The sequence below is a fragment of the Bradyrhizobium sp. AUGA SZCCT0169 genome (assembly GCF_018130085.1).
Lineage (GTDB): Bacteria > Pseudomonadota > Alphaproteobacteria > Rhizobiales > Xanthobacteraceae > Bradyrhizobium.
In genome coordinates this window covers 40,864-66,369 of the sequence record NZ_JAFCMC010000008.1, presented here as the reverse complement: position 1 = coordinate 66,369, position 25,506 = coordinate 40,864, and the positions used below count along the sequence as shown (strand labels likewise).

Annotated in this window: 20 protein-coding genes; 8 read left to right on the top strand and 12 right to left on the bottom strand. The window is 63.3% G+C overall.

The genetic code is table 11. The features are described 5' to 3' along the window. The first annotated feature begins 158 nt into the window (after positions 1 to 158). The 4 genes from JQ609_RS12155 to JQ609_RS12140 all read left to right on the top strand — a co-directional run bounded on the left by JQ609_RS12155 (position 159) and on the right by JQ609_RS12140 (position 7,623). Complete coding sequence (locus tag JQ609_RS12155; RefSeq protein WP_212273597.1) at positions 159 to 953, top strand: ImuA family protein; 795 nt, start codon at positions 159 to 161, stop codon at positions 951 to 953. A 40-nt stretch (positions 954 to 993) separates the two neighbouring features. Then, positions 994 to 2,598, top strand: a complete 1,605-nt coding sequence (locus JQ609_RS12150) for a DNA polymerase Y family protein (RefSeq protein WP_212273688.1) — start codon at positions 994 to 996, stop codon at positions 2,596 to 2,598. Next, the gene (locus tag JQ609_RS12145) at positions 2,595 to 6,170 is read left to right on the top strand and encodes an error-prone DNA polymerase (protein ID WP_212273596.1); all 3,576 of its coding nucleotides are present in this window, start codon (positions 2,595 to 2,597) and stop codon (positions 6,168 to 6,170) included. Before JQ609_RS12150 ends, JQ609_RS12145 begins: the two co-directional genes overlap by 4 nt. Positions 6,171 to 6,519: 349 nt before the next feature. Beyond that, positions 6,520 to 7,623, top strand: a complete 1,104-nt coding sequence (locus JQ609_RS12140) for a helix-turn-helix transcriptional regulator (RefSeq protein WP_212273595.1) — start codon at positions 6,520 to 6,522, stop codon at positions 7,621 to 7,623. Between the two features lie 193 nt (positions 7,624 to 7,816). Here JQ609_RS12140 and JQ609_RS12135 read toward each other — a convergent pair whose 3' ends face one another. From JQ609_RS12135 to JQ609_RS12125, 3 genes are all read right to left on the bottom strand, one after another. Further along, the gene (locus JQ609_RS12135; protein WP_212273594.1) at positions 7,817 to 7,999 is read right to left on the bottom strand and encodes a hypothetical protein; all 183 of its coding nucleotides are present in this window, start codon (positions 7,997 to 7,999) and stop codon (positions 7,817 to 7,819) included. A 121-nt stretch (positions 8,000 to 8,120) separates the two neighbouring features. After that, the gene (locus JQ609_RS12130) at positions 8,121 to 9,638 is read right to left on the bottom strand and encodes an ABC-F family ATP-binding cassette domain-containing protein (protein ID WP_212273593.1); all 1,518 of its coding nucleotides are present in this window, start codon (positions 9,636 to 9,638) and stop codon (positions 8,121 to 8,123) included. Between the two features lie 373 nt (positions 9,639 to 10,011). Beyond that, positions 10,012 to 10,782, bottom strand: coding sequence for an SDR family NAD(P)-dependent oxidoreductase (locus JQ609_RS12125; RefSeq protein ID WP_212273592.1), 771 nt, complete (start codon positions 10,780 to 10,782; stop codon positions 10,012 to 10,014). Between the two features lie 848 nt (positions 10,783 to 11,630). Here JQ609_RS12125 and JQ609_RS12120 point away from each other — a divergent pair. From JQ609_RS12120 to JQ609_RS12110, 3 genes are read left to right on the top strand one after another with little or no spacing between them, the layout of a single operon-like run. Further along, entirely contained in the window at positions 11,631 to 13,049 is a 1,419-nt protein-coding gene (locus JQ609_RS12120; RefSeq protein ID WP_212273591.1) for a M20 family metallopeptidase, read from the top strand. Positions 13,050 to 13,069: 20 nt separating this feature from the next. Further along, positions 13,070 to 13,354: a hypothetical protein gene (locus JQ609_RS12115; RefSeq protein ID WP_212273590.1), complete on the top strand. Its 285-nt coding sequence runs from the start codon at positions 13,070 to 13,072 to the stop codon at positions 13,352 to 13,354. Between the two features lies 1 nt (position 13,355). Next, on the top strand, positions 13,356 to 14,924 hold the full coding sequence (locus JQ609_RS12110) for a GMC family oxidoreductase (protein ID WP_212273589.1): 1,569 nt from the start codon (positions 13,356 to 13,358) through the stop codon (positions 14,922 to 14,924). A gap of 16 nt (positions 14,925 to 14,940) precedes the next feature. On the opposite strand, the gene JQ609_RS12105 is transcribed toward JQ609_RS12110, so the two are convergent. From JQ609_RS12105 to JQ609_RS12065, 9 genes are all read right to left on the bottom strand, one after another. Further along, positions 14,941 to 15,141, bottom strand: coding sequence for a hypothetical protein (locus JQ609_RS12105; RefSeq protein WP_212273588.1), 201 nt, complete (start codon positions 15,139 to 15,141; stop codon positions 14,941 to 14,943). Positions 15,142 to 15,181: 40 nt separating this feature from the next. Then, positions 15,182 to 15,511 (bottom strand): hypothetical protein, encoded by a 330-nt coding sequence (locus JQ609_RS12100; RefSeq protein ID WP_212273587.1) that lies wholly within the window; start codon positions 15,509 to 15,511, stop codon positions 15,182 to 15,184. Positions 15,512 to 15,574: 63 nt separating this feature from the next. Further along, a complete protein-coding gene (locus tag JQ609_RS12095; RefSeq protein WP_211994154.1) occupies positions 15,575 to 16,132 on the bottom strand; it encodes an HNH endonuclease in 558 nt (185 codons plus the stop codon). Positions 16,133 to 16,360: 228 nt separating this feature from the next. After that, on the bottom strand, positions 16,361 to 17,329 hold the full coding sequence (locus JQ609_RS12090; RefSeq protein ID WP_212213461.1) for a peptidyl-alpha-hydroxyglycine alpha-amidating lyase family protein: 969 nt from the start codon (positions 17,327 to 17,329) through the stop codon (positions 16,361 to 16,363). A 29-nt stretch (positions 17,330 to 17,358) separates the two neighbouring features. Beyond that, positions 17,359 to 19,140, bottom strand: a complete 1,782-nt coding sequence (locus JQ609_RS12085) for an NAD(P)/FAD-dependent oxidoreductase (protein WP_212273586.1) — start codon at positions 19,138 to 19,140, stop codon at positions 17,359 to 17,361. A 103-nt stretch (positions 19,141 to 19,243) separates the two neighbouring features. Next, a complete protein-coding gene (locus JQ609_RS12080) occupies positions 19,244 to 20,329 on the bottom strand; it encodes a DUF2855 family protein (protein ID WP_212273585.1) in 1,086 nt (361 codons plus the stop codon). Positions 20,330 to 20,462: 133 nt separating this feature from the next. Continuing rightward, on the bottom strand, positions 20,463 to 21,989 hold the full coding sequence (locus JQ609_RS12075) for an acyl-CoA synthetase (RefSeq protein WP_212273687.1): 1,527 nt from the start codon (positions 21,987 to 21,989) through the stop codon (positions 20,463 to 20,465). A 241-nt stretch (positions 21,990 to 22,230) separates the two neighbouring features. Further along, the gene (locus JQ609_RS12070; RefSeq protein ID WP_249127917.1) at positions 22,231 to 23,388 is read right to left on the bottom strand and encodes an ABC transporter substrate-binding protein; all 1,158 of its coding nucleotides are present in this window, start codon (positions 23,386 to 23,388) and stop codon (positions 22,231 to 22,233) included. Between the two features lie 77 nt (positions 23,389 to 23,465). Further along, on the bottom strand, positions 23,466 to 24,440 hold the full coding sequence (locus JQ609_RS12065) for a nitronate monooxygenase family protein (RefSeq protein ID WP_212273583.1): 975 nt from the start codon (positions 24,438 to 24,440) through the stop codon (positions 23,466 to 23,468). 149 nt (positions 24,441 to 24,589) lie between these two features. Between JQ609_RS12065 and JQ609_RS12060 the strand changes: the two genes are divergently transcribed. After that, positions 24,590 to 25,477: a LysR family transcriptional regulator gene (locus JQ609_RS12060; protein WP_212273582.1), complete on the top strand. Its 888-nt coding sequence runs from the start codon at positions 24,590 to 24,592 to the stop codon at positions 25,475 to 25,477. Positions 25,478 to 25,506 lie beyond the last annotated feature (29 nt).

Sequence of the window (25,506 nt, the reverse complement as noted above, 5' to 3'; positions counted from 1 at the left end):
AATCCCTTTGATTCCACTCATGAATCGCCTGGGTAGTATTCCCGATTGACTCCTTGGGCCCTGTTAGCTTTATATTAGAACATATCATGAACAAATGAGCCAGCAGCGGGTTCATTTCAAAACCAGCGATGGCCACGATTTCTTTAAGGGAACGGCGCATGACCGGCGCACGCCTAAACACGCTTGCGCGTTTGCGCGGCCGCATCGAACGCATCGAGGCGGGCGCGGATACGCACGCGCTTCATAAAGTGGCGCTCGGCCATGCCGAGGCCGATGCGACGCTGTGCGGCGGCCTTGCCCGCGCCACGGTGCATGAAGTCTTTGCCGAAGGACATCAGGGTGCGGCGGCGACGGGATTTATCGCGGGCCTTGCGGGACGGCTGACATCGCGCCGGCCGCTGGTCTGGGTGCGGCAGGATTTTTCGGAAATTGAATCCGGCGCGCTGTCGATGAGCGGGCTCGCCGAACTCGGCCTTGATCCGCGGCTGCTGGTCACCGTGCGCGCCGCCGATGCCGACGCGGCGTTACGGACCGCCGCCGACGCGCTGGCCTGCGATGCGCTCGGCGCCGTGGTGCTGGAAGTCTGGGGCGAGCCGCGCCAGCTCGATCTCGTCGCCAGCCGCAAACTGACTTTGGCCGCGCAGGCTTCCGGCGTCACCGCATTGCTGCTGCGGCTGGCGGCTGTGCCGCAGCCCTCGACCGCGGAGACAAGATGGATCGTGCGCGCGGCGCATTCGCCGCCATCAGCACCCTGGCATGCGTGGGGCGCGCCGGTGTTCGACGCCGAGCTCGTTCGTAACCGTCATGGCCCGGTCGGGCGTTGGATCATGGAATGGAAATGTGATGAGTGCCTTTTCAGCGAACCGGCGGCGAATCCTCAGCCTGTGGCTGCCACGCCTGCCCATCGACCGCATCAAGCGGCAGTTCAAAGCGTTTTCAGACGCAGCGCGTGAGCACGACTCTTGCAACACGACTGGTGCGCTCCCTCCCCCCTTGCGGGGGAGGGCGGGGGAGAGGGGTGGCGGCAACGGTAGTGCGCGTGGCTTACCCCTCTCCCTAACCCTCCCCCGCAAGGGGGGAGGGAACACGACTGAGCCACCGGATAGTTTCGGTGCTCCTCACGTCGTCGTCGCCAAGCAAAACAACGCGCTGCAGATCTATGCGCTCGATGATCTCGCGGCGCGTTCCGGCCTCGAGATCGGCCTGCCGCTCGCCAATGCCCGCGCGATCTGTCCGGAATTGACGGTGTTCGATGCCGATCCGGTCGCGGACGCCAAGACGCTTGGCGATATCGCCGACTGGTGCGATCGCTTCACGCCGCTGGTGGCGCTCGATCCCCCGCACGGGCTCTATCTCGACATCACCGGCTGCGCCCATCTGTTCGGCGGCGAGCGCGCGCTGCTGCAGACCCTGTGCGGCGCGCTGACCCGCAGGGGTTTTGTCGTCAGCGCTGCTATCGCCGGCACCTCGATCTGCGCGCGAACGATGACGCGCCATGCGTCAGGGAAAATCATTGCCGATGGCGAGGAGGCCGGCGCCGTCGGCCCGCTGCCGGTCTCGGCGCTCGGCGCCGATGCCGCCATCACCAGCGGCCTGCGCCGCGCCGGGCTGAAAACCATCGGCGATGTCGCCGCGCGCGGGCGCCACGAGATCACGGCGCGGTTTGGCGCCGGCTTCACGACTTTGCTCGAACACGCGTTGGGGCAGGGCGATGCGCCGATCAGCCCGCGCAAACCCTTGCCGGATTACATCGTCGAAAAACGCTTTCCCGAGCCTGTTGCCACCGACACGGTGATCGCGATGAACCTGTCGGCGCTCGCGGGCATGCTGGTGTCAGCGATGGACAAGCAGGGCAAGGGCGCGCGGCGGCTGGAAGCGAGTTTCTTCCGCACCGACGGCGCAGTGCGCAACATTACGGTCGATACCGGACGTCCGGTGACGAAGCCTGTGGTGATCGACCGGTTGTTTCGCGAGCGGTTAGATGCCTTGAACGATCCGCTCGATCCCGGTTTCGGCTTTGACCTGATACGCCTCTCCGCCAGCCGCACCGAAATCGTGGTGCAGCAGCAGCGCGATCTCGACGCCAATGTCCACGACAATGACGAACTCGCCGCCCTGATCGACCGCATCGCCGCGCGGATCGGGGGAAAGCGCGTGGTCGTACACCTGCCGCAGGACACCCATATCCCCGAGCGCGCGGTATTGGCGGTATCGGCGCAGCATCATCTGGCGGCGGCGACAGAGGCCGCCTGGCCCGAGCGGATCGAGAATGAGCCGCCGCTGCGGCCGCTGCGGCTGTTCGAGAGACCTGAGCCCATCAACGTGCCGTTTGCATCGGTGCCCGACGGGCCGCCGCATCAATTCACCTGGCGGCGCGTCACCCATGCGGTGGTGCGGGTGGAAGGCCCCGAACGCATCGCTATGGAATGGTGGAAGCAGAATGGCGAGGCGCTGACGCGGGATTATTTCCGGATCGAGGACGCGGAGGGATTGCGGTTCTGGATTTTTCGCGATGGGCTCTATGAAGGCGAACTCAGAAGCGACGAGGAGGGTGAACCCGTATCTCCCAAATGGTTCGTGCACGGGCTGTTCGCATGAACAGGCCTGCCTATGCCGAAATCGGCATCACCACGAACTTTTCGTTCCTGCGCGGCGGGTCCGATCCGCGCGCCTATGTGCATGAGGCGAGCCGGCTTGGTATTCCCGTGATCGGCATCGCCGATCACAACACGCTGGCCGGTGTGGTGCGCGCCTGGAAGGAGCTCGACAACCCGGAAGTGCTGCACAAGCCAAAGCTTCTGATCGGTTCGCGCATCGTCTTCGTGGACGGCACGCCGGATATTTTTGTTTATCCGCACGACCGTGCCGCCTATGGCCGGCTGTGCCAGTTGCTTACCCGCGGCAAACGCGGCGGCGATACTGAGCGGATCGCCAAGGGCGAGTGTCATCTGAAACTGGATGACCTCCTGGAATTTTCCGAGGGCCAGCTCCTGGTGCTGACGTTGCCGCATCGCTTCGACTCGGCCGGCGCCTTGAAAATCCTGGACCGCCTGAAGGGTAGCCGCGCCGATGGCGTGTGGCTGGCCGCAAGCCTCCTGTACCGAGGCGACGACCGCCGCCGGCTGGCGCGGCTGCATCTGATCTCGCTGACATCAAAGGTGCCGCTGCTGGCGACCAACGAGGTGCTGTATCACGATGCCGCCCGCCGCCCGTTGCAGGACGTGCTGACCTGCATCCGCGAGAAGACCACCATCGAGGCCGTCGGCAAGCGGCTCGAGGCCAATGCCGAACGTTATCTCAAGCCGCCGCAGGAAATGGCGCGGCTGTTTCGCGATCTGCCGGACGCGATCGCCGAGACCATGCGCTTTGCCGGCCGTATCAATTTCTCGCTTGACCAGCTCAAGTACCAATATCCGGACGAGCCGGTACCGCCCGGGAAAACCGCGCAACAGCATCTGGAAGATCTGACATGGCAGGGTGTTATCAGTTATTTCGGCGGCGATATCGATGGCACGCTTCGCGCCACCTTGCGCAAGGAGCTGGCGCTGATCGCCGAGCTCAACTACGCGCATTATTTTCTCACCGTGCACGACATCGTCCATTATGCGCGCAGCCAGAACATCCTGTGCCAGGGCAGGGGATCGGCGGCGAATTCGGCGGTCTGCTATGTGCTCGGCATTACCTCGGTCGATCCGACCAAGGTCGATTTGTTGTTCGAGCGGTTCATTTCCAAGGAACGGCTGGAGCCGCCCGACATCGACGTCGACTTCGAACATTCGCGGCGCGAAGAGGTGATGCAATATGTCTACCGGCGCTACGGCCGCCACCGCGCCGCGATCATTGCCACCGTGATCCATTACCGGCCGCGCAGCGCTATCCGCGATGTCGGCAAGGCGCTGGGGCTGACGGAGGACGTTACCGCCGCGCTGGCCGATACGGTGTGGGGCAGCTGGGGCAAGGGCCTCAACGAGATGCAGGTCCGGCAGGCCGGGCTCGACCCTGCGAATACGATGATCGAGCTTGCGGTGGCGCTGGCGACCGAACTGATCGAATTCCCAAGGCATCTGTCGCAGCATGTCGGCGGCTATGTGCTGACGCAGGATCGGCTCGATACCTATGTGCCGATCGGCAACGCCGCGATGGACGACCGCACCTTCATCGAATGGGACAAGGACGACGTCGACGCCCTGCACATGATGAAGGTCGACGTGCTGGCGCTGGGCATGCTGACCTGCATCCGCAAATGCTTTGATCTGATCGCCGATCACAAGGGTGAGCGATACGAGCTGGCCGATATCAAATCGGAGGACGACGACGCAGTTTATCAAATGCTGCAGCGGGGTGAATCGCTCGGCGTGTTCCAGGTCGAGAGCCGCGCCCAGATGAACATGCTGCCGCGTTTAAAACCGCGGACCTTCTACGACCTCGTCATCGAGGTCGCGATCGTGCGGCCCGGCCCGATCCAGGGCGACATGGTGCATCCCTATCTCAAGCGCCGAAAAATGCGGCCTGAGGATATCGAATATCCCTATCCAAAGGGCGGCAACAAGGATGAGTTGCGCAACGTGCTGCACAAGACGCTTGGCGTTCCCTTGTTCCAGGAACAGGCGATGCGTATCGCGATCGAGGCGGCGGAATTTACCTCCGAGGAAGCCAACGGATTGCGCCGCGCCATGGCAACGTTCCGCAATCTCGGAACCATCGGCAAATTCGAAGCCAAGATGGTCGGCAACATGATCCGCCGCGGCTACGATCCCGAGTTCGCCAATAATTGCTTCAACCAGATCAAGGGTTTTGGCTCTTACGGTTTTCCGGAAAGCCATGCCGCGAGTTTTGCGCAGCTCGTCTATGTCTCGTCATGGCTCAAGCATTACCATCCCGATGCGTTCTGCTGCGGGCTCTTGAACTCGCAGCCGATGGGTTTTTATGCGCCTGCGCAGATCGTCGGCGATGCCCGCAAGAACGGCGTCGAGGTGCGCGGGATCGACGTGTCGCACAGCTTTGCGCAAAACACGCTGGAAGAGGGCGAAGGAAAATATTGCGCCGTGCGGCTCGGGTTCCGGCAGATCGATGGTTTCAAATGGGCCGATCCCGATGAGGAGGGGTTGAAAAAAATTCAAACGTCATTCCGGGAGACATCAAAATCCAACCGCGAAGGGACTGCGCTCCCTCTCCCGCTTGCGGGGGAGGCACAGGCGGCCTATGGCCGCCGTTCTTTAGAAGAACGCCGATGCGGGGCATCGGCTACGGGTGGGGGTGTCTCCGCGAGTCACACTCTTCGTGAGGAAAGAGCCCCCACCCGGATCGCATCTAGCGATGCGATCCGACCTCCCCCGCAAGCGGGAGAGGTGAAGGAAGACTGGGCCGACCGCATCATCGCCGCCCGCACGCGCCGTCCCTTCACCTCGCTGGAGGAATTCGCCCGCGACACCGCACTACCAAAACGCGCGCTGATCCTGCTGGCGGATGCCGATGCGTTCCGTTCGCTCGGGCTCGACCGCCGCGCCGCGCTGTGGGCGGTACGCCGGCTGCCCGACGATGTGCCGCTGCCGCTGTTCGAGGCCGCAGTGGCGCGCGAGCAGCCGGACGAAAACGCCAAACCGCTGCCTGACATGCCGCTGCCGGAGCAGGTGGTTGCCGACTATCAGACCATCCGGCTGTCGCTGAAGGGCCATCCGATGGAATTTTTGCGCGCAAAGTTTTCAAAGGAGCGCATCGTGCCTTGCGAACATATCGCGCATCGCAACGACCGGCGTCATGCCCGCTGCGCCGGCGTGGTGCTGGTGCGACAGCGTCCGGGCAGCGCCAAGGGCGTCGTCTTCATGACGCTGGAGGATGAAACCGGGATCGCCAACATCGTGGTGTGGCCGGCGGTGATGGAAAAGTACCGCAAGGAAGTGATGGGCGCGCGCCTGATCCTGGTCGAGGGCTACATCCAGAGCAGTCCGGAACACGTGACGCATCTGGTCGCGCAGCGGCTGTTCGACCGCTCGCACGATCTGATTGGTCTGGCCAACGATGCCCTCAGCCGCAAGCATCCGGTGCCGGCGGGCCCTGCGCTGATCGAACCGCTCAACGACGACCGCCGCGACCACCCCGATACACCGGCGCAAAAGATCCGCCATCCGCGCAACGTCCGCATCCTGCCGCCGTCGCGGGATTTTCATTGAGGTGCGGAGCCATGACACACGCTTAAAACGGCACGCCTTAAAACGGCATGCCGCAAAAATGAAATGGCCGCTGGATGTGAATCCAGCGGCCGCCCGGGAAGAACAAAATTGATTGTTTAAGAATCCTCTAGCCCCCGGTGCCCTTTAATTTAGCCGACGCGATGCTATGCTTCGAGTCAAAATTGGCCGGCCTGCTGCGAAAGCGCTGGTAACGTTACCTGCCGGTCTCACCCAAATGGGGGTGGCGTTGGAAGGTTCCTTGTCGGAACCTGCAGCGCAGAATCGTTGTCATGAACTCGTCTTGCACGCCGGTTTCGAAGCGCGTGGCTGAAGTGGCATAGGCTGACCAATGGGGACGAAGGTGGACGTTGGCCGGCTGCAGTCGATCAGCAACCGGCTCGGCGATGCAGTGATCGATCCTGCGATGTGGCCGGCCTTGATGCAGGACATCTGCAGCGCCAGCAACTCAGCGGCGGCATGCCTGCTTCAAAGCGACGTCAGGACGCCCGACGTGCCGATGACGGAGTCCGGGCGGGAGTTTTTCAAATCCTATTTCGACAATCGCTTCCACGAAAACGACATTCGCGCGTCGCGCGGCGTGCCGTTGTTGCTCGCGGGCCGTCAGATCGTCAGCGACCAGGACATCTTCAGCTCTGAACCGGAAATGCTTCGCGATCCCCTGTATGCGCATGCGAACAATTTCGGGCTGCGCTGGTTTGCGGTTATCGGATTTTTTGCAGGCTCCGCGTTGTGGGGTTTTTCCATCCAACGCACGATCGGTGAGGGCGCTTTTGACGAATCCGAAAAGGCGGCGCTTGCCGGCCTGTCCCAACGATTGACGGAGACCGCCACGCTTTCCACTGCGGTCGGAAGGGGCGTGCTGTCCAGCATCACCAATGCACTGGCCTTCATCAAGCGCGCCGCGATCGCGCTCGACCGGTTCGGATCGGTCGTCGACATCAATCCGCCGGCGGAAGCGGCGCTTGGTGGCGATATCAGGATCATCGGGCAGCGCCTCGTTCTCGGCGACAGGCGGGCGCAGGCGGCGTTCAATAATTTCCTCGACCGGCTGCGAACGGCATCCGACGTCGATGCGCTCGGCGTCGCGCCCATCGTGGTCCGCCGCGCCGGCAAGCCGCCGATCGTCGTCCGTGTGCTGCCGGTCGATGGCGCGGCGCGCAGTCCGTTTCTCGGAGCCCGCGCCATTCTCATCCTCTCCGGCTTCGACGAAGGCGAGGCCGAACAGTTGACGATGCTGCGCCAGGCCTTCCGCCTGACGCCATCGGAAGCGCGCATCACCCTGTGTCTGGCCGGCGGCAAGTCGCTGGAAGAAGTCGCGCAGGAAATGGGAGTAGCGCATGAAACCGCGCGCTCACATCTGAAGGCAATCTTCCGCAAGACCGATACCCACCGGCAAGGCGAGTTGATTGCGCTGGTCAGCCGCCTGCGATAAGGCGTTGACCAGACGCCGCCCGCGGGCAGCGATCCGCTGTTCCCGGCGCTGCGGCAGGCGAAGTCGCTGGTGAGGGTGGTGGGGCCTTCGCGCCAGCAGGTCCCGCTTCGCGAACTCGGCGACAAGGCGGACAAGTTCGAGGGCCTGTGCCGGAAGCGCGGGTGCCGCCAGGCGAGGCGGCCTCATTCGTAACCTAGTGATAGGTGCCGAGCGTCGGCCGGGTCCAGATGTCCTGCATGATCCATCCGCCAACGGCGCGCTCCGCAAGCATCTTCGCTAGCCTGGAGTCCATCGCGCCGCCCACCACGATCTCGAGCTGCGCGTCGTCGATCAGGGCCGACTGGTCGTTGCGATCTGAATTCCTGAACTTGGTCATTGTCGTCTCCCGTTTTCCCTGCAGCGAGACCATTCCCGCCGTCCCTGATGACAGGGATACGACGGGTGCCGGGCTGCCACCGTGACGCGTGTCACACAGCAAACGGGCTGTCATGGCGGCGCTAACTGACCGCTGCAAACAGCCCTTCCGGTTCCTCCAGTTCGACCAGCTTCTTCTTGTCGATCAGCCAGAAACGATTGCCCACCGTCCGCACGAAGTTGCGGTCATGTGACACCAGCAGGCAGCTTGCCTGATGAACCATTAGTTCAGCCTCCAGGGCTTCCTGCCCCTCGATGTCAAGATGATTGGTGGGTTCATCGAGCAGATAGAAGTTTGGCTGGGCAAGCCGCAGCAACAGCATGCCCAGCCGCGCCTTCTGTCCGCCGGAAAGCTGGCCGATCGGACGGCTCTGCATCTCGATCGAGAGGCCGGCACCTGCGAGCAAGGTGCGCGCACGCTGATCGCCGACATCGAAGCGGCGGATGATCGTGTGTGCCGGAGTGTCGGCATCGGCAAGACCGGCAAGCGCCTGATCGCAATAGCCGAGAACCAGCGACTGCGTGGCCTTGATGCCGGCGTGCACCGCGTCTCGATTTTCGATTGCCGCGCGCAGCATGGCGACGAACCGGGTCTTGCCTGCCCCGTTCAACCCGAGCAGCACGATCCGGTCTCCCTTGCAGATGAACTGCTTGCCGGTCCGAAACAGCAGCCTGCCATCCGGCGTCTCGACCGTGGCGTCGTCCAGCGTCACCATCACCTTGGCGTGGGTGCCGCGATTGGCGAGCCTGATGGTGCCTGCGGATCGTTCGAGATGCCCGGGCTTTGCGGCATCTTCCAGTTTCCCGGCCCGCTGCTTCAACTGCCTGGTTTTCGACAACAGCAGGTCGCTGCCGGAATTGATGCCAATGTTGCTCAGCTTCGCAGCTTGCTGGCGCAGCTGTTGGGCGGTCTTGAGGTCATGCTGATAGCGCCGCTCGTCGGAAGCGTCCACTTCACGGAGTGCGGCGCGTGCCCGCGTATAGGGCAATGAAAACAGCTGCGACTGCTCCGGCCGCAGGAACAGCGTCCGGTTCGTGGTCGCATCGAGGAAGGCGCGGTCGTGGCTGGATATGACGACGGGCATCTCGCGCGGCAGCGCGTTCAGCCAGTTTTCAAGCTGGCTGATCCTGGTGAGGTCGAGATGGTTGGTCGGCTCGTCGAGCAGCAGCACGTCGGCCTCCGTCATCAGCACGCCCGCGAGCATGGCAAGCCGCTGCCAGCCGCCGCTCAACTGCTTCAGCGGCCGCTGCCGCAGCGCCTCGGGCACGTCGAGCGATTCCAGGGCAACGTCGACCCGCCAGCGTTCGCTGAGCCGTTGTTCGGCGGAGAGCGCCTCGAGCACGGCGGCATAGAGGGGCGTCTCCATCAGGGCTTCCGGCACGTACTGCTCGACACAGCCGACCGTCAGCCCGCGCGACCGGGTGATCTCGCCCTCGCTCGCTTCCATGGTGCCTGCCATACAGCGCAGCAGGGTGGATTTTCCGCGACCGTTGGCGGCGACAAGCCCGATCCGGTCGCCGGGATTGACGACGAGGTTCAGCCGGGAAAACAGCGGCGCGCTCAGCGTCACGCCGAGATTGCGGATGGTAATAAGCGTCATGATCGTTCTCTGGTCCTGCCGGCGATCACGATATCCGGGCACGCAGCCATCGTCGGATGTCGGTGTCAAAGCGCGGCGATGAATGAGAATGCAGGCGCGAGCGTTAGGAACGCGCAACGCCGCATGGCCACGAAGGGCAGACCAGGAAGAAGAGAAGTCTCTGGTCAGCCCTGCAAACGCATTTGCAGGGCGTTGACCGGGCCACGCTGGCGATAGTGCCGGAAGAACGTCATCATCGCGCGGCCCTCCTTTCAGGGTTGAGTGACGTCAAAATAACGCGCTCCGCACAGGAGAGCAAGCTAAAGTAGAGCAAGCCAAAGTCTCGCCGAGTCAGTTGTCGAGTCAATCCCGGCAACTGGCGATCGGTAACGTATCAGAAATTCACCCGGTTCGAGATCGCGCCATCGACGAGGAGGTTCGACCCCGTCGTGAATGACGACGCCGGGCTCGCCAGGAACACGGCGGCATTGGCGATTTCCTGCGGCGTCGCCATGCGGCCGGTCGGGTTGCGCGTCAGCGCGTCCTGATAGCGCTTCGGCATGTTCTGCTCGATCATGTTCCAGACGCCGCCCTTGAAATAGACCGTGCCGGGCGACACCACGTTGACGCGGATTTTCTTCGACGCGTATTGCCGCGCCAGGCCCTTGGCCATGTGCACCAGCGCCGCCTTGATCGGACCGTAGGAGCTGGCGTTGTCGGCCTGTGCCGCCGAGACTGACGAGATGATCACAAAGGCCGCGTCGCCGCTCTTCTCGCCACTCGCTTCGAGGAACGGCCGCGCGGCTTCGAACGCATTGACGGCGCCCAGCACGTCGAGCCGGAAATTCTGCTCCCAGGATGCGACATCGCCGCCTTGCGCCATGGCGCCGGCATTGGAGAACAGCATGTCGATGCCGCCGAGTTCTGCAGCTGCGCCGCCGACCCATGATTTCAGCGCCGCCGCGTCGGTGATATCGACGGAAGCGCCGGTGGCCTTGACGCCCCGCGCCTTCAGCTCGGCAACGGCGCTTGCGACCTGATCGGCGTTACGCGCGCAAACCGCGACATTGCCGCCTTCGCCCGCCAACGTATCGGCGATCGCCCGCCCAATGCCGCGCGTGCCGCCGAGGATGACGGCGTTTCGTCCCTTCAAGCCCAGATCCATTTTGTTTTTCCTTTGTTGGCGATCGACACTGTAGCAGAACCTCCGTGCAGGCAAAGCGATCCTCACGCAAGGCGCAATGTCTCACAGCGTCCAGGTCTTCCCGGGGTCGTCGAAGCTTGATTTGGATGTCGTTCTCTCCTCGTCATTGCGAGCGCAGCGAAGCAATCCATGGCGCGCCCAGCCGAGGAATGGATTGCTTCGCTGCGCTCGCAATGACGGTTAAGTGCGGCAAAACGACCCGACGGGCAAATCACTTCCGGTTTCCAGAATCCATGTCAAGCCCCAAAATAAAAGATATTTCTGTTTACCAGAAGGAAAATCAGGTGCATATGTTTGCCCATCCCGTCCTACTCAGAAGGGCGTCGGCCGTCGTCACGGACGTTGGACGGGTTGCGGTGGACGCTGGTTTACGCCTCGACGACGGCGTGGATAAGCGTACGGCAAAACCGTGTGGTCCTGGCACCCGTTGCAGGTGTCAAGCTGTCGGGTAGGCGAGAGCCGAACGGCAGCGACGGAGTCAACCAAGAACTCGTCTCCGGGGAGAGCACGGCATAAGCCGTAAAGCCATTGCGCAGGGAAGGCCGGGTGTTCTCCGCTGCCCTGTATGCTCGTGTGCAGCTTTCTTTGCACTATTCGCACACGAGACCGCGGGTGCAGCGCGCACCCGGTCTTCCCTGCGCCCTCTCAATGAGTGGGCGAGATTTCCAGCAAAGCTCGGGCGCATCGCGCCGCGAGGTTGCAGGCGCATATTCATCGCGTCGGCCGCATGGCAGGTCACCCGCCCGGCGCTAGGCCGCGTCAGGCGAAGCTGATACGATTTCATCCAAACAACGATTGGGGACCGTAGCATGGACAATCGCAGCGACATCTGGCGGGGCATTGACGTCATCAAGCCGCGCTTCATCGATTTGGCCGACAGGGTCTGGGCGATGCCCGAGGTCTGCTACACCGAGGCGCGCTCTGCCGCCGAACATCTGGCCGAACTGCGCCATCAGGGTTTCCGCATCACCGAGAATGTCGCCGATATTCCCACCGCCCTGATGGGCGAATGGGGAGAAGGCGGTCCCGTCATCGCCTTCCTTGGCGAATATGATGCGCTGCCCGGCCTCAGCCAGGAGGCGGGCGTCGCGGAACACCGCCCCATCGAGGCCGGCGGCCATGGCCATGGCTGCGGCCACAACCTGTTGGGCTCGGCGGCACTGCTCGCCGCTACCGCCGTGAAGGATTGGCTTGCCGCGAGCAAGATTCCGGGCCGCGTGCGCTATTACGGCTGCCCCGCCGAAGAAGGTGGTGCGGCGAAAACCTTCATGGTGCGCTCGGGCGCCTTCGATGATGCCGACATCGCCATCACCTGGCACCCCAACAGTTTCTGGGAGGTCGCGGTGACGCCGTCGCTTGCCAACACGCGCGCCGATTTCATCTTCACCGGGCGCGCGTCGCATGCCGCGGTCTCGCCGCATCTTGGCCGCAGCGCGCTCGATGCGGTGGAACTGATGAATGTCGGCGTCAACTACATGCGCGAGCACATGCCGAGCGAAGCCCGCGTGCATTATGCGCTGCTCGACACCGGCGGCATTGCCCCCAACGTGGTGCAGGCCCACGCCCGCGTGCGCTATTCGATCCGCGACCGCGATCTGCCCGGGATGAACGCGTTGGTAGGGCGCGTGCACAAGATCGCGCAAGGCGCCGCGCTGATGACCGAAACGAGTGTGGAGATGCGGATCATTTCCGCCGTCTCCAATGTTCTGGACAACACCCCGCTCGAGCAAACCCTGCACCGCATCATGGAAGAACTTGGTCCCCCGCATTTCGACGAAGCGGACAAGGAATTCGCCACGAAGATCCGCGCCACTTTGACCGACAAGGACATCGCCTCCGTCTATCATTCGATCGGCATGGATCCGACCGACCGCCCACTGGCCGATTTCATCGTGCCGCTAAATGCAAAACGCAATCCGCAGATCGGCTCGACCGATGTCGGCGATGTCAGCTGGGTGGTCCCGACCGTTCAGGTCCATGCCCCCACGGTCGCCATCGGAACGCCGTTTCACACCTGGCAGATCGTCGCCCAGGGCAAGAGCCCGCATGCCCACAAGGCCATGGTGCAGGCCGCCAAGGCGATGGCCGCGCTCGGCGTCCAGGCGCTGGGCGAGCCGGAGCTGATCGCCGCCGCGAAAGCCGACCTCAAGAAGCGCACCGCCCGCACGCCCTATGTCTGTCCGTTGCCGGATAACGTCGCGCCGCCGCTGGATATGTCGCTGGGCTGAGTTGGGACGAGGTACAGCACATGGGTGAACTCGCGACCATCAATATTGACCGTGCGGTCGCGACGGCAGCCGCCAACCGCGCTAAACAGCAGGGTTTGACGACCGAAGAATATGTGTCGCAGCTCCTCCTTCGGGATATGGAACGCGAACCCGGCGAAATGAGCATTCTCGCCTACAATCATGTCGACCTCGAAGCTGAGTTCGTTCTCGATCGGGAGGAAGGGGAGAGCGACGTAAGCTACGACGACCGCTCAGCTCATTTCAGCAAATTGTTTAAGCGCGAAAAGATCGGAACAACCTCGTAGCATGATTGATTCCGAGTACGACACGATCATCATCGGCGGCGGCTCCGCCGGTGCCACGCTGGCCGCGCGCCTCAGCGAGGATCCCTTGCACCGCGTGCTGCTGCTCGAGGCCGGGCAGGATTTTCGCACCGCCGACACGCCGGAGCACATCCAGATCCCGAACCCGATGCGCGCCATCGGCGATGACAATTTCCGCTGGCCCAAGCTCTTGGCAAGGCGAACCGAGCGGCAGGCGCCGCGCCTGCTGTGGCGCGGGCGTGCCATGGGCGGCAGTTCCACGATCAACGGCCAGATCGCCATCCGCGCGGTGCCCGACGATCTCGACCGCTGGGAGAGAAGCGGCTGCGAGGGGTGGGGCTGGGACGCGATGCTGCCCTGGTTCTGCAAGCTCGAGACCGACAAGAATTTTCCCGACGCGCCCTATCACGGCGATCGCGGCCCGATCCCGGTGTATCGCGCGCCGGTGCCGGATTGGGGAAATGTGGACCGGGCGCTGCGCCAGTCCGCGCTCGGGCTCGGCTATGGCTGGTGCGACGACCACAACGCGCCTGATGGCACCGGTGTGTCGCCCTACGCCATCAACAGCGAGGCCGGGCGCCGCGTCTCCACCAATGACGGCTATCTGGAGCCGGCGCGCGGCCGCGAGAATCTGCGGATCGTCGGTGATGCCCTGGTCGAAGGAATCGAGTTCGAAGGCAACCGGCTGCACGCCCGCGCGGTCCGGGTGCGCATCGGCGGCAAATCATATGCACCCGCGGCGAAGCATGAGGTGATCCTCTGCGCCGGTGCCATTCACTCGCCCGCGATTCTGCAGCGCTCCGGCATCGGTCCTGCGCCATTGCTGGAAGGGTTGGGCATCCCTGTTCTGGCCGACCTGCCGGTGGGCGAAAACCTGCTCGATCATCCGATCATGGATGCGCTGCTGCACTTACGCGAGCACGGCCAGGTCAACACGCTGATGCACCGGCACACCAATTGCTGCCTGCGCTACAGCTCCGGCCTCGCAGACGCCGGTGAGAACGATATGATCATGATCGCCGGCAACCTCGCTCGCGACGTCAATCAGACGGCCAGCACCGCGCGCGGCCGCATCGCGGTGTCGGTCTATCAGGCGTTCAGCCAGGGCCACGTCCGCATCACCACGACAGACCCGACCATCGATCCGGCGGTGGAGGAGCGCATGCTGTCCGATCGCAGCGATCTCATTCGGATGCGCGACGGCGTGCGCCGCCTGCGCGAGATCTGCCTGCAGCCCGCCATCACCGACATCGCCCACCGGGTCGAGTATGGCGCGACCGGACGCTCGATGGACGAGGCGCTCAGCGCCACTGAGCTCGACGACTGGCTGTTCACTGAGTGCAGCGACGCCCAGCACGCCAGCGGCACCTGCCGCATGGGCGCCGCCGACGACCCTCGCGCCGTGGTTGATCCCGAATGCCGCGTGATCGGCTGCACTGGTTTGCGCGTCATCGACGCCTCCATCATGCCCGAAGTCCCGCGCGCCAACACGCATCTGACGACGGTCGCGATCGCCGAGCGAATGGCGGATCGGTTGAGGGCGCAGTGGTGAGGGAGGGCAGTCACTATCACCGCAGGCCGGGTTCGACACATAACCGTTTGGATTGGTCGATCAGCGGAGGACGGCTGAAATGCCGCGCGAGGCGCCTTTCGCTGCCCCAGCCATACTTCCTCGCGAGTGGCGCAAATGCCGAATGCAACACCCTGAGCCCAATCAGCGCCAGCAAAAGATGGAGGGCGAAGCGCACATAGAGGAACATCGCGGCCAAAAATACCACCGCACAGAGCAAGGATCGAACGGTTGGTCGGTTAGCTGCCATGGTTGTCGCTCGTAATGAAGCGATGAAACTCCCGCATCGTTGCATCGCGAGGTAAACCGAAGGTGCTGAGAAGCTGAACGCCGGTGTAGTAGAAGACGGCCGCCGCCAATGATGCGGTCATGAAAGCGATCAGCATCGCATCGGCTAAGCCCGTGCTCGCTGGCGCAAAGAGAAAGAGCGAACATAACGGGGTTAAGGTCGCGCCGATCAGGGCGAGCCCGCTCGGAAGCGTATATGCGTCGAACAACGGACTGATCTTGTGCATGCGGCCCAGCATATGGCGGCTTGCGTTGGAATCCGATGCCTGGAGCTCGCGCATGCCAAAGCAGGGTAAATTGAACATAAATCCGAAAGTTGTGATTCGATGCGCTGCCGCCCAATCCTACGGATCGAGCTCGGTGTCCCAATACAAATAATCCAGCCAGCTATCGTGCAGATAGTTCGGCGGGAACAGGCGGCCGTTGCGGTGCAGTTGATGCACGGTCGGCGCGAACGGGTGTTGCCGCGGGAACATCCGCGCCTGCTGTGGCGTCAGATTGCCCTTGCGCAGATTGCACGGCGAGCAGGCCGCGACGACGTTCTCCCAGGTGGTCTGGCCGCCCTTGCTGCGCGGGATGATGTGATCGAAGGTGAGGTCGTCATGCGCCAGGCAATATTGGCAGCTGAACCGGTCGCGCAGGAAGACGTTGAACCGGGTGAAGGCGGGATGCGTGGTCGGCTTGACGAAGGATTTGAGCGACACCACGCTCGGCAGCTGGATCTCGAAGCTCGGGCTGTGCACCGCGCGGTCGTAATGCTCGACGATGTTGACGCGGTCGAGGAACACCGCCTTGATCGCGTCCTGCCACGACCAGAGAGACAGCGGGTAGTAACTCAGCGGCCGGAAATCCGCGTTCAGCACCAGTACCGGCCATCCGCCTTGCGAGACGTGTGCGTTCAAGAAACGCTCCTGACTCCCATGTTAGCTGCGAAGCAGCATGCGCCCTGCATACTACAGGCAGCGTGACGGGATTGTGAAGAGCGTTCCGGGCCTTATCCAGCATATGCCGCCCACGAATCGCCATGATTTCGCGGGCCTCCAGGGCATCTCCAAGGCACCTGCAGGGGCGGGCATCCGCGGTCAATCCATCGTGATCGGGCGTGCCACCCCCGAGCCGCGCGGCCGCCGCTAAACCTTCTCCAGCTTCTGCAGACAGCGGCCGACACCGACCTCTGAGGGCATCGGCGTGTCGGGAAAGCTGGTCTTCCAGTTGGTGACGCCGACCTCGCCGACATAGATGTCGCCTCTGGAATCCAGCGCCAGGCCGTGGGGCGCGAGGAATTTGCCGGTGTCTATCCCCGGGCCGTCCTCGCCACCGAGCCGGGCGATCCGCTGGCCCTTGGCGTCGACGATGGAGAGCCGCGGCCCGAGATTCGGCACGTTCAGGTTGACCGGCATGCCCGGGCCGAGCTCGCCGACGATGAAATGCGGCTGCTTGCCGCCGCAGCAATGCAGCGCGCAGGGCCGGTGCAGATTGTTCCACTGGGTCTCGTATTTGCCGTTGCCGTCGAACACCTGCACGCGATGGTTCTCGCGGTCGGCGACGTAGACGAAGCCGTCGACATCGGTAGCGATATTGTGGACGATGTTGAACTGGCCGGGATCGGAACCCGGCTCGCCCCAGCTCTTCAGCAGCTTGCCGTCGGGCGTGTATTTATGGACGCAGGCATTGCCGTAGCCGTCCGAGACGTAGATCTCGCCCTTCGGCGACAGCGCGGTGTGGGTGCAGCGGTGGAACGGCTCGCCGCTCATATATGGCTTCGGGCGGTTCGGGATGCCGATCGTGAGCAGCACCTTGCCGTCGACCGAGCACTTGCGCACGGTGTGGTCGCCGTCATCGGTGCAATAGAGATTGTCGTCGGCGTCGATGTGCAGCCCATGGGCGCGGTTGAACAGGCCTTCGCCCCAGCTCCTGAGGAAATTCCCCTCGCGATCCAGCACCACCATCGGATGGGCGCCGCGGTTGAAGACGTAGATGCGGTCGCGGCTGTCGACCGCGACGGAAGCGACGTCGGAGAGGCTCCAGCCATCGGGCAGCTTCGCCCAGTTCTCCACCACGCGATAGCGATGTTCGCCCGAGCCGAGAATGGACGGCATGTTTATTCCCCCATGATGTTAGCTGTGATTCACGCGACGGCCGCCGCCGGCTTCGCGCCGCGCGGCAGCAACCCTTCCTCGATCGCCTTGATCTGCAGCGCCAGATGCTTCGATCCGATGCGGCATTGCGCAAGGCCGCCGGCGATGAACCACAGGCCGGGCTGGCCGGTGCGGGTGTACATGTTGCGCAGTTCCTGGCCCTCGCCAAAACCCCAGATGGTGCCGACGCGGTTCATGACGGCTTCGCCGAACAACAACCGCACCAGCTCTTCCTGTCGCTTGTAGCCGGTCGCCAGCACGACGAGATCGGCGGCGATGGTCTCGCCGTCCTTCATCTTGACACCGTCAGTTACAAAACCATCGACATCGGCGAATTGCTTCAGAGCGATATCGCCTTTGACGATCAAATCGGAGCAGCCGACGTTGAAGTAATAACCGCCGCCACGGGTGAGGTACTTGAACTGCCAGCCGGTATTGTCCTCGCCGAAATCGAGCTTGAAGCCGGCGCGTTGCAGCCCGTCGAGCAGGTCCTTGTCGAGCTCTTTCGACTTCGCGCAGGTCAGCGCGTGGCTCTTCCGCGCGACTTGCAACGGCATCGAGGTCGCGATCAGATCGTTGTCCTCGAGCGTGCCCTCATTATAGGGCGCGTACACCAGCTGCGCCGAGGGTTCGATGCTGACGACCAGCGTCGATGAGCGCTGAAACAGCGTGACATGGGCGCCGCTCGAATGCAGGTCTTGCGCGATGTCGTGGCCGCTGTTGCCGGTGCCGACCACGATCGCGCGCTTGCCCTTCCAGTTCTCGCCGTCGTCGTACTGGCTGGAGTGCATCACGCTGCCCTTGAAATCCTTCAGGCCGGCAATGTCGGGCTTGCTCGGAATGCCGCTGACGCCGGTCGCAAGCACCACGTGGCGCGGCTGCATGGTGCGCGTGCTGCCGTCGGCGCGGCGCAGCGTCACGGTCCAGCGCTGCTCCTTCTCGTCGTAGCTGCCGCCCTCGAATTCCGTCTCGGTCCAGAAGTTCAACTCCATGGCTTCGACATAGGCCTCGAACCAGTTGGCGAGCTTGTCCTTCGGGATGTAGGTCGGCCAGTTCGGCGGGAAAAGCATGTAGGGCAGGTGGTTGACCTGCACTTGATTATGCAGCGTCAGCGCGTGGTAGCGCTTGCGCCAGTTGTCGCCGATGCGTTTCTCGCGATCGACGATCAGCGTATCGACGTTCAATTGCTTCAGCCGCGCCGCGATCGAGAGGCCGGATTGTCCGCCGCCGATCACCAGCACGGTCGGATCGTGTTCGGCATAGCCGGCGGAGGCCTTGCGCAGGTCGAGCCAGTTGGGGCCGCGGAAATCGCGCGAATAGGCGTTGCCACGTGGCCGCGCGACGCCGATCTGCTCCTCAAAACCCTTGAGCTCGCCAAGCTCGGTCAGCAGCGTCCAGGCCTTCAGGACATTGTCGGCATCCGGAATCAGGCGGATGATGCCGCTGCCGCGCCCGACCCTGGTCTCGAACTTGAAGATTGCCTCGATTGCGTTGGTGCCCGCGCGCATCACCTTGCGGGGGGCGGCGCGGTTGGGATCGACCGCAAATCCAACAGGGCCAGCGGCCGGCGCGTGAAGCGCGAACTCTTTCAGGATCGCGTCCGCGCCGTTGACGGTCTGGATGTTCCAGCTCAACGCCAGCACGTCGCGCCAATGGCTGTCGGCATGGAACAGCGCCTTCAGCAGGCCGCTATCGGATTTCGCCAGCGCCTCTTCGAACTGCGCCAGCCAGTTGTCGGCGGCCACCGAAATATCGTCCGTCTTGTCGAGCATGCGCGTTTCTCGTCACCGGCCGTCTGTGCGGCGTTTCCCTGTTCCGCGAGCCTATACCCATTCGGGAGGCTGCAGAAAGGGCGCGAGGAGATAGCGGTTATCTCTAAATCGACAGGATATGCCCCTGGTCCGGCGGCACACGGCCGTTGAGGGTGTCGAGATAGACCCGTTGCACCGCCGCCGGGCCGCGGCCTTCGATCACGGTGAGCCACCCGTCCAGCTTCGGCGCAAAACCCGACCATGCCGCGCCGAACCGCGTGCCGACGCCGCCCGAGCCCCATTCCTTCGCGCGTTTGCGAATCTGGACGGGCGCGGAGTACCAGGTGGGCTTGGCGCCGGGCAATTCCGGCTCGTCGGGCGACGAACTGCGATGGGTAAGTCCGATGCGTCCGGAATATTTCATCTGGTCGCCGAAATGGTTATGCAGCGTCGCGCGCAATTCGCTGTTCCCCGCCATGTCCACCAACGCGACAGGTGAATCCGGCGGCAACGATGTCACGGCGTCATAGGTCACGACCTCGTCGTAACAGCCGAGCGATTTCACGAAGTCGACATTGGGTGCCGAGGTGAGCCCGATTACCTTGATTCCATTGCGCCTTGTGTGCAGCAGATGCGCAAGCCCGAACGCGGTCTTGCTGGAGGCCGAGGAGAGCATCACGCTCTGCGCGCCGAAGAAATCGTTCTCGGCGAGGAAATCATCGACCAGAAAGGACAGCATGAACAGCGGTCGTAGCAGCGCCTGAAAATCGCCCCGACGTCCGGCGAAGGAGGGATCGCCGCTGACACGGGCATAGGCGTTGTAGACCGGCGCAGCGACTTGTCGATGCGCGGCGGCATCGCGCAGGCCGTGCTTGCTAACGTCAGCCGCTTCGATCACCACGTGCGTCGCCATCGGGAAATAGCCGAACAGGCGTTCGCCCTCGGCAATATCAGGATGCTTCGACGCGATCACGTCGCCGAATCCCCACACCGGAATATTGCCGAAACCCTTTGGCGCAGGAAACAGCTGCCAGTAATTGAACTGGTCGCCAAGCACGGCGTAGGTGATGTTGTTGGCGGTGAAGGCGAAACTGACAACTTTGACCAGCAACGACTCACCCGGCAATGTGCCCGCGTTGGGTAGCTCTGTCTCGATCACTTTGTATTGCTGCAGATCATGGCGGGCGACGATAAAATCAGTGGCGTGCATGTGTCAGGTCCCTACGCTTGATATGCCCTGATCTTTGCGCTCTCCAATGACCATTTTGCAACAGCAAGTATGTTCAACAAGGACGTTTAAAACACTGTCCGTTTGAAACGCCGTTTGCTTTTCTGCGCCGCCGTCACCTGGCCGCGCGCAGGCGGCCTTCCGCATGCAGATCGCGCAGCTTGCGCTTGAAAATCTTGCCGGTGGCCTCGCGCGGCATCGCGTCCATGAACTGGATGTCCTTTGGCACCTTGAAATTGGCGAGGCGGGTGCGCAAGAATTCCCGCACTGCCGCCGGCGAAAGCGTGGCATCGGTGTCGGGCTCGATGCAGGCAAACAGCCGCTCGCCGAATTCGTCGTCGGGAATGCCGAACACCGCGCAGTCGCGCACGCCGTCCATGCCGATCAGCGCGTTCTCGATTTCGGCGGGATAGATGTTGACGCCGCCTGATATCACCATGTCGCGTTTGCGGTCGCACAGGAACAGATAGCCGTCTTCGTCGAGATAGCCGACGTCACCGACGCTGACGAGGCCGTCGCGCCCGGCCTCGGCGCGCGCCTCGGCCTTGCCGTGGTAATCGAAGTCCGGCACCGACATCTGTCGCATGAAGATCTCGCCGGGTTCGTTGACGCCGCACAGTTCGCCGTCGGGGCGGAAGATCTTGACGACGCCGCCTTCGATGGCGCGGCCGACGGTGCCGGGCTTGGCCAGCGCCTCCCCGGCCGAATGCCACACCGGGATTCCAGTTTCAGTCGAGCCGAAATATTCGCTGATGACCGGTCCCCACCAGTCGATCATGGCGCGCTTGACCTGCGGCGGGCAGGGGGCCGCGCCGTGGACGACGAAGCGCAGCGACGACAGGTCGTAACGTTGCTTCACCTCGTCCGGCAGGCGCAGCAGCCGCACGAACATCGTCGGCACCATATGCATGTGGGTGACGCGATGGCGCGCGATCAGTTGCAGCATGTCCTCGGGATCGAAACGCGGTTCGAGCACGATTGTGCAGCCGCTCCGAAACGCCAGCATGCCGTAGGAGCTTGGCGCCGAATGATACATCGGGCCGTTCATCAGGATGACTTGATCCTCGTTGGGTTTGACGCCATAGGCGATGCCACCGACTCGTGCCGAGGCCGCCTGCTGCTCCGGCTTCATCGGCTTGCGCCGCACGCCCTTGGGCAGGCCCGTGGTGCCTGACGTATAGAACATCGGCGCGCTCCCGATCGGCGGCTCCTGCGATGGCGCATGGGTGTCGCGCCAGACGTCCCAGTCGGTCATGCCGTCCGGAACCTTCGTCAGCGCAGCCGGAACATTGAACGCCGTGGCGATCTCCAGCGGTGTGGTTACGATCAGCAGCTTGATATGGGCTGGTAGCCCGTCCCTGATCTGCGGCAACAGGTCCGCATGGCAGACCAGGATCTCGGCGCCGCTGTCAGCGAGGATATAGGCGACCTCCTCGGCCTTCAGGTGCCAGTTGATCGGCACCACCGGGCTGCCAAGCGCCGCGGCTGCGCCGGTAACTTCGAACAACGCAAAATCATTGCGCAGCATCATCGCGACCGGCGTGCCGCCACCAAGGCCGAGGCTTTGAAATCCGGTCGCCGCGCGTGCGATGCGGTCATGGATTTCCGGATAGGTAATTGTGCGTTCGCCGCCGATGATCACCGTCACGTGCTCCCTAAAGCATGATGAGTTAGTTTGAAGCTGCCAGCTCGCACCCTATCGCGTCATCCTGAGGTGCGAGCCTCTTCGGCGAGCCTCGAAGGATGAGAAGCGCCCGTGGTCCATCCTTCGAGGCTCGCCCAGCGGTGCAAGTGCACCGCAAGGCTCGCACCTCCAGCGACAACGGCAAAGCCGTTACGCGGGGATGACGTCTGCCGATTTGGTTCGTACTCACCACACTCCCTTATCGGTCGTCCAGGATTTCACCGAAACCGACCCAGCTCTTGCCGTCGAAGCGCCGCAGCCGCAATTGCTGGAACGGCAGATAATCCTCGGCATCGGTCGACACCGTTATATCAGGCAACAGCAGCGGCAGCGAAACCTGGCGCAGCGAAGCGGCCTGCCGCATGATATTCTCCCGGCTGAGATCGTCCTTGCAGGCCGTCAGCACCTTCGTCATCAGGTTGGCATAATGATAGCTCGCCGCGTAATTCGAATTGTTCAGGTCGGCATTGGGCAGATACTTCTTCATGAACGCGAAATACTCCTTCACGCCGGCATCATTGGCCCATTGCGCGTCCATCGTGTCCTTCTGGTTGCTCGACGAAATCAGCCCGACCGCGTTTTCCAGTCCGCCGGGCTCCAGGAACGAGATCGATGACGCCGATGTCGGCACGAACAACAGGTCCGGCTTCCAGTTCAGTTCGGCAACGCCCTTGATCATCTGCGAGGTGAACTTCCCGAGCACGACGCCGAACATCACATTGGCGCCGGAGGCTTTCAGCGTCGCAAGCTGCGAAGCGATGGTCGGCGCGCTGGTCTCATAGCTCGCCTCGGAGACGATCATGGTCGCGGCCTTGTCTCCCAGCGCGCGCTTGAAGCCGGCGACATAGTCGCGGCCGAAATCATCGTTTTGCGCCAGGATGGCGATCTTCGCGTCCGGCTTGGTCTGCAAGATGTACTTGGCATAGACGACGCCCTCGGACTGATAGGTCGCCATGCCCGGCATGGTCCATGGGTAATGCTTCGGGTCGGCCCACTTGGTGGCGCCGCTCAGCACGAACAGCTGCGGAACCTTCTTGTTGTTAAGGTAGCGGTGCACGGCGTTGTTGGTTGCGGTGCCCAGCGAGCCGAACATGACAAGCACTTCTTCCTGCTCGACCAGCTTTCGGGTCTGCTCGACGGTCTTGGGCGGCGAGTAGGCATCGTCGAGAGTGATGAACTTGACCTTGCGGCCGTTGATGCCGCCGTCCGCGTTGACCTTGTCGAAATAGGCCTCTTGCGCCCGGCCGATGGTGCCGAAGCCGGACACCGGCCCGCTATAGGGCAGCGTCTGGCCGATGCGGATTTCGCCCTTGTCATCGGCGGCGACGGCTGCGGTCGCCATCAATGCGAACACCATGCTCAATGCAGTGCGTGACACGCTCATCGTTCCCATCTCTCTGTTTTCATTTGTTGTCGAAGCCGAGAGTGCGCCGCCTAAGCGCGCGCTCGCCTGAGAAAGTCGCTGCCGGCGTCGTCGAATTCGGCTTTCAGGCGCGTTACGAGTTCGGCGACCGGCGGTGCATCATTGATCTGGCCGATGCCCTGGCCCGAGCCCCAGATGTCGCGCCATGCCTTGGACTTGGTGTTGCCGCCGGAGCCGAAATTCATCTTGGTCTTGTCAGCGACCGGCAAATTGTCGGGATCGAGGCCCGCGGCCACGATCGACGGGCCGAGATAATTGCCGTGCACGCCGGTGAACAGGTTCGAATAGACGATGTCATGGGCGGCGTGCTCGGTCAGCGCCTTCTTGTAGGCGAGGTCGGCATTCGCCTCTTCGGTGGCGATGAAGCGCGTCCCCATGTAGGCGAGGTCGGCGCCGAGCGCGAGCGCGGAGGCAATGCTCCAGCCGTCGGAGATCGCACCCGACAGCAGGATGGTGCCCTTGAACCATTGCTTGACCTCGCGCAGCAGCGCGAACGGCGACAGCGTGCCGGCATGCCCGCCGGCGCCGGCGCAGACCAGAATGAGCCCGTCGACGCCCTGTTCGGCGGCCTTGCGTGCATGCTTGACGTTGATCACGTCGTGGAACACGACGCCGCCATAGGAATGCGCGGCTTCGACGATCTCCAGCGGCGGCCGCAGCGAGGTGATGATGATCGGAACCTGGTGCTTGACGCAGGTTTCCATGTCCTTCATCAGCCGGTCGTTGGAAGCGTGGCAGATCTGGTTGACCGCATAGGGCGCGACCTTCTTCGTGGGGTGCAGCGCCTTGTACTCGCCGAGTTCATTCTTGATCCGGCTCAGCCATTCGTCGAGTTTTTCGACCGGCCGCGCGTTCAGCGCCGGAAACGATCCGACGATGCCGGCCTTGCACTGGGCGATCACGAGTTCCGGCCCGGACACGATGAAGAGCGGCGAGCCGACCACGGGCAGTTCAAGCGAATTGGCAAGCGACGCGGGCAACGGCATTCAATCCTCCCTCTGGGTTTCGTGCCGGCGAGCGGTTCCGCTCCAGCCGGCTTGCTTATGCGCTGCATTATAGGGCTGGACGGGTCGTCTCCGACGTTCAATATTGAACAGCTGACTATTCAATAATGAACATACGGGCCTGATCGCCAATGGACTGGGACCTGTGCAAGACCTTCGTCGCGGTGGCCGAAACCGGCAGCTTCGCCGCGGCCGCGCGCCAGCTCCGCTCCAGCCATCCGACGGTCGGCCGCAAGATCGCCGAACTGGAAGGCCAGCTCGGCATACCCCTGTTCGCGCGCTCCAACGAAGGCCTGTCGCTGACCGCGCAGGGCCGCAAATTCCGTGAGCATGTCGACGCCATGGCGGCGGCGGCGCTGCGCGCCGAGGCCGCGGTCTCCGCGACCGGTGCGGACGCCCGCGGCGTGGTCAAGCTCTCGATCGGAGCGACCTTTGCCTCGCACTGGCTGATGCCGCGGCTGGGTCCGTTCCTGCGCGCGCACGACCACATCCAGATCGAGATCATCACCCATCCGTTTCCGGCCAGCGTGCGCCGCCGCGAGGCTGATGTCGTGCTGCGTCCGGTGGACAGTGGCGAGGAGAATTTGATCGGCCGCCGGATCGGCCGGCTCGGCACCGGCTTTTACGCTTCGCGCGCCTATGCGGCGCGGCGTCGTTTGCCGGAGCGGCGCGACGAATGGAAGGGGCACAGCGTGATCGGCTTTGCCGACCGGGCCTCGAACGAACGCTTGGCGCGCTGGAGCGATCTCATCACCCGCCAGGGATCGGTGGTGCTGCGCTGTTCGTCGCAGGGCGACATGCTGGCCGCGGCGAAGGCCGGCCTCGGAATCTCGGCGCTGTCCTGCTTCGTCGCCGCCAGCGACCCCGATCTGGTGCGGGTCGCGCCGCAAAAACTCGTCAGCGTGGCCGATCTCTGGCTGCTGGCGCATCCGGATCTGGTCGAACTCCCCGCGGTGCGCGCGGTGATCGACTTCGTCACGGCATGCGCGCGCGAGGATCGGGTCAGGCTGCGGGGCTGACTTGTCTCGGTCTGCGTTCCCCGGATGCT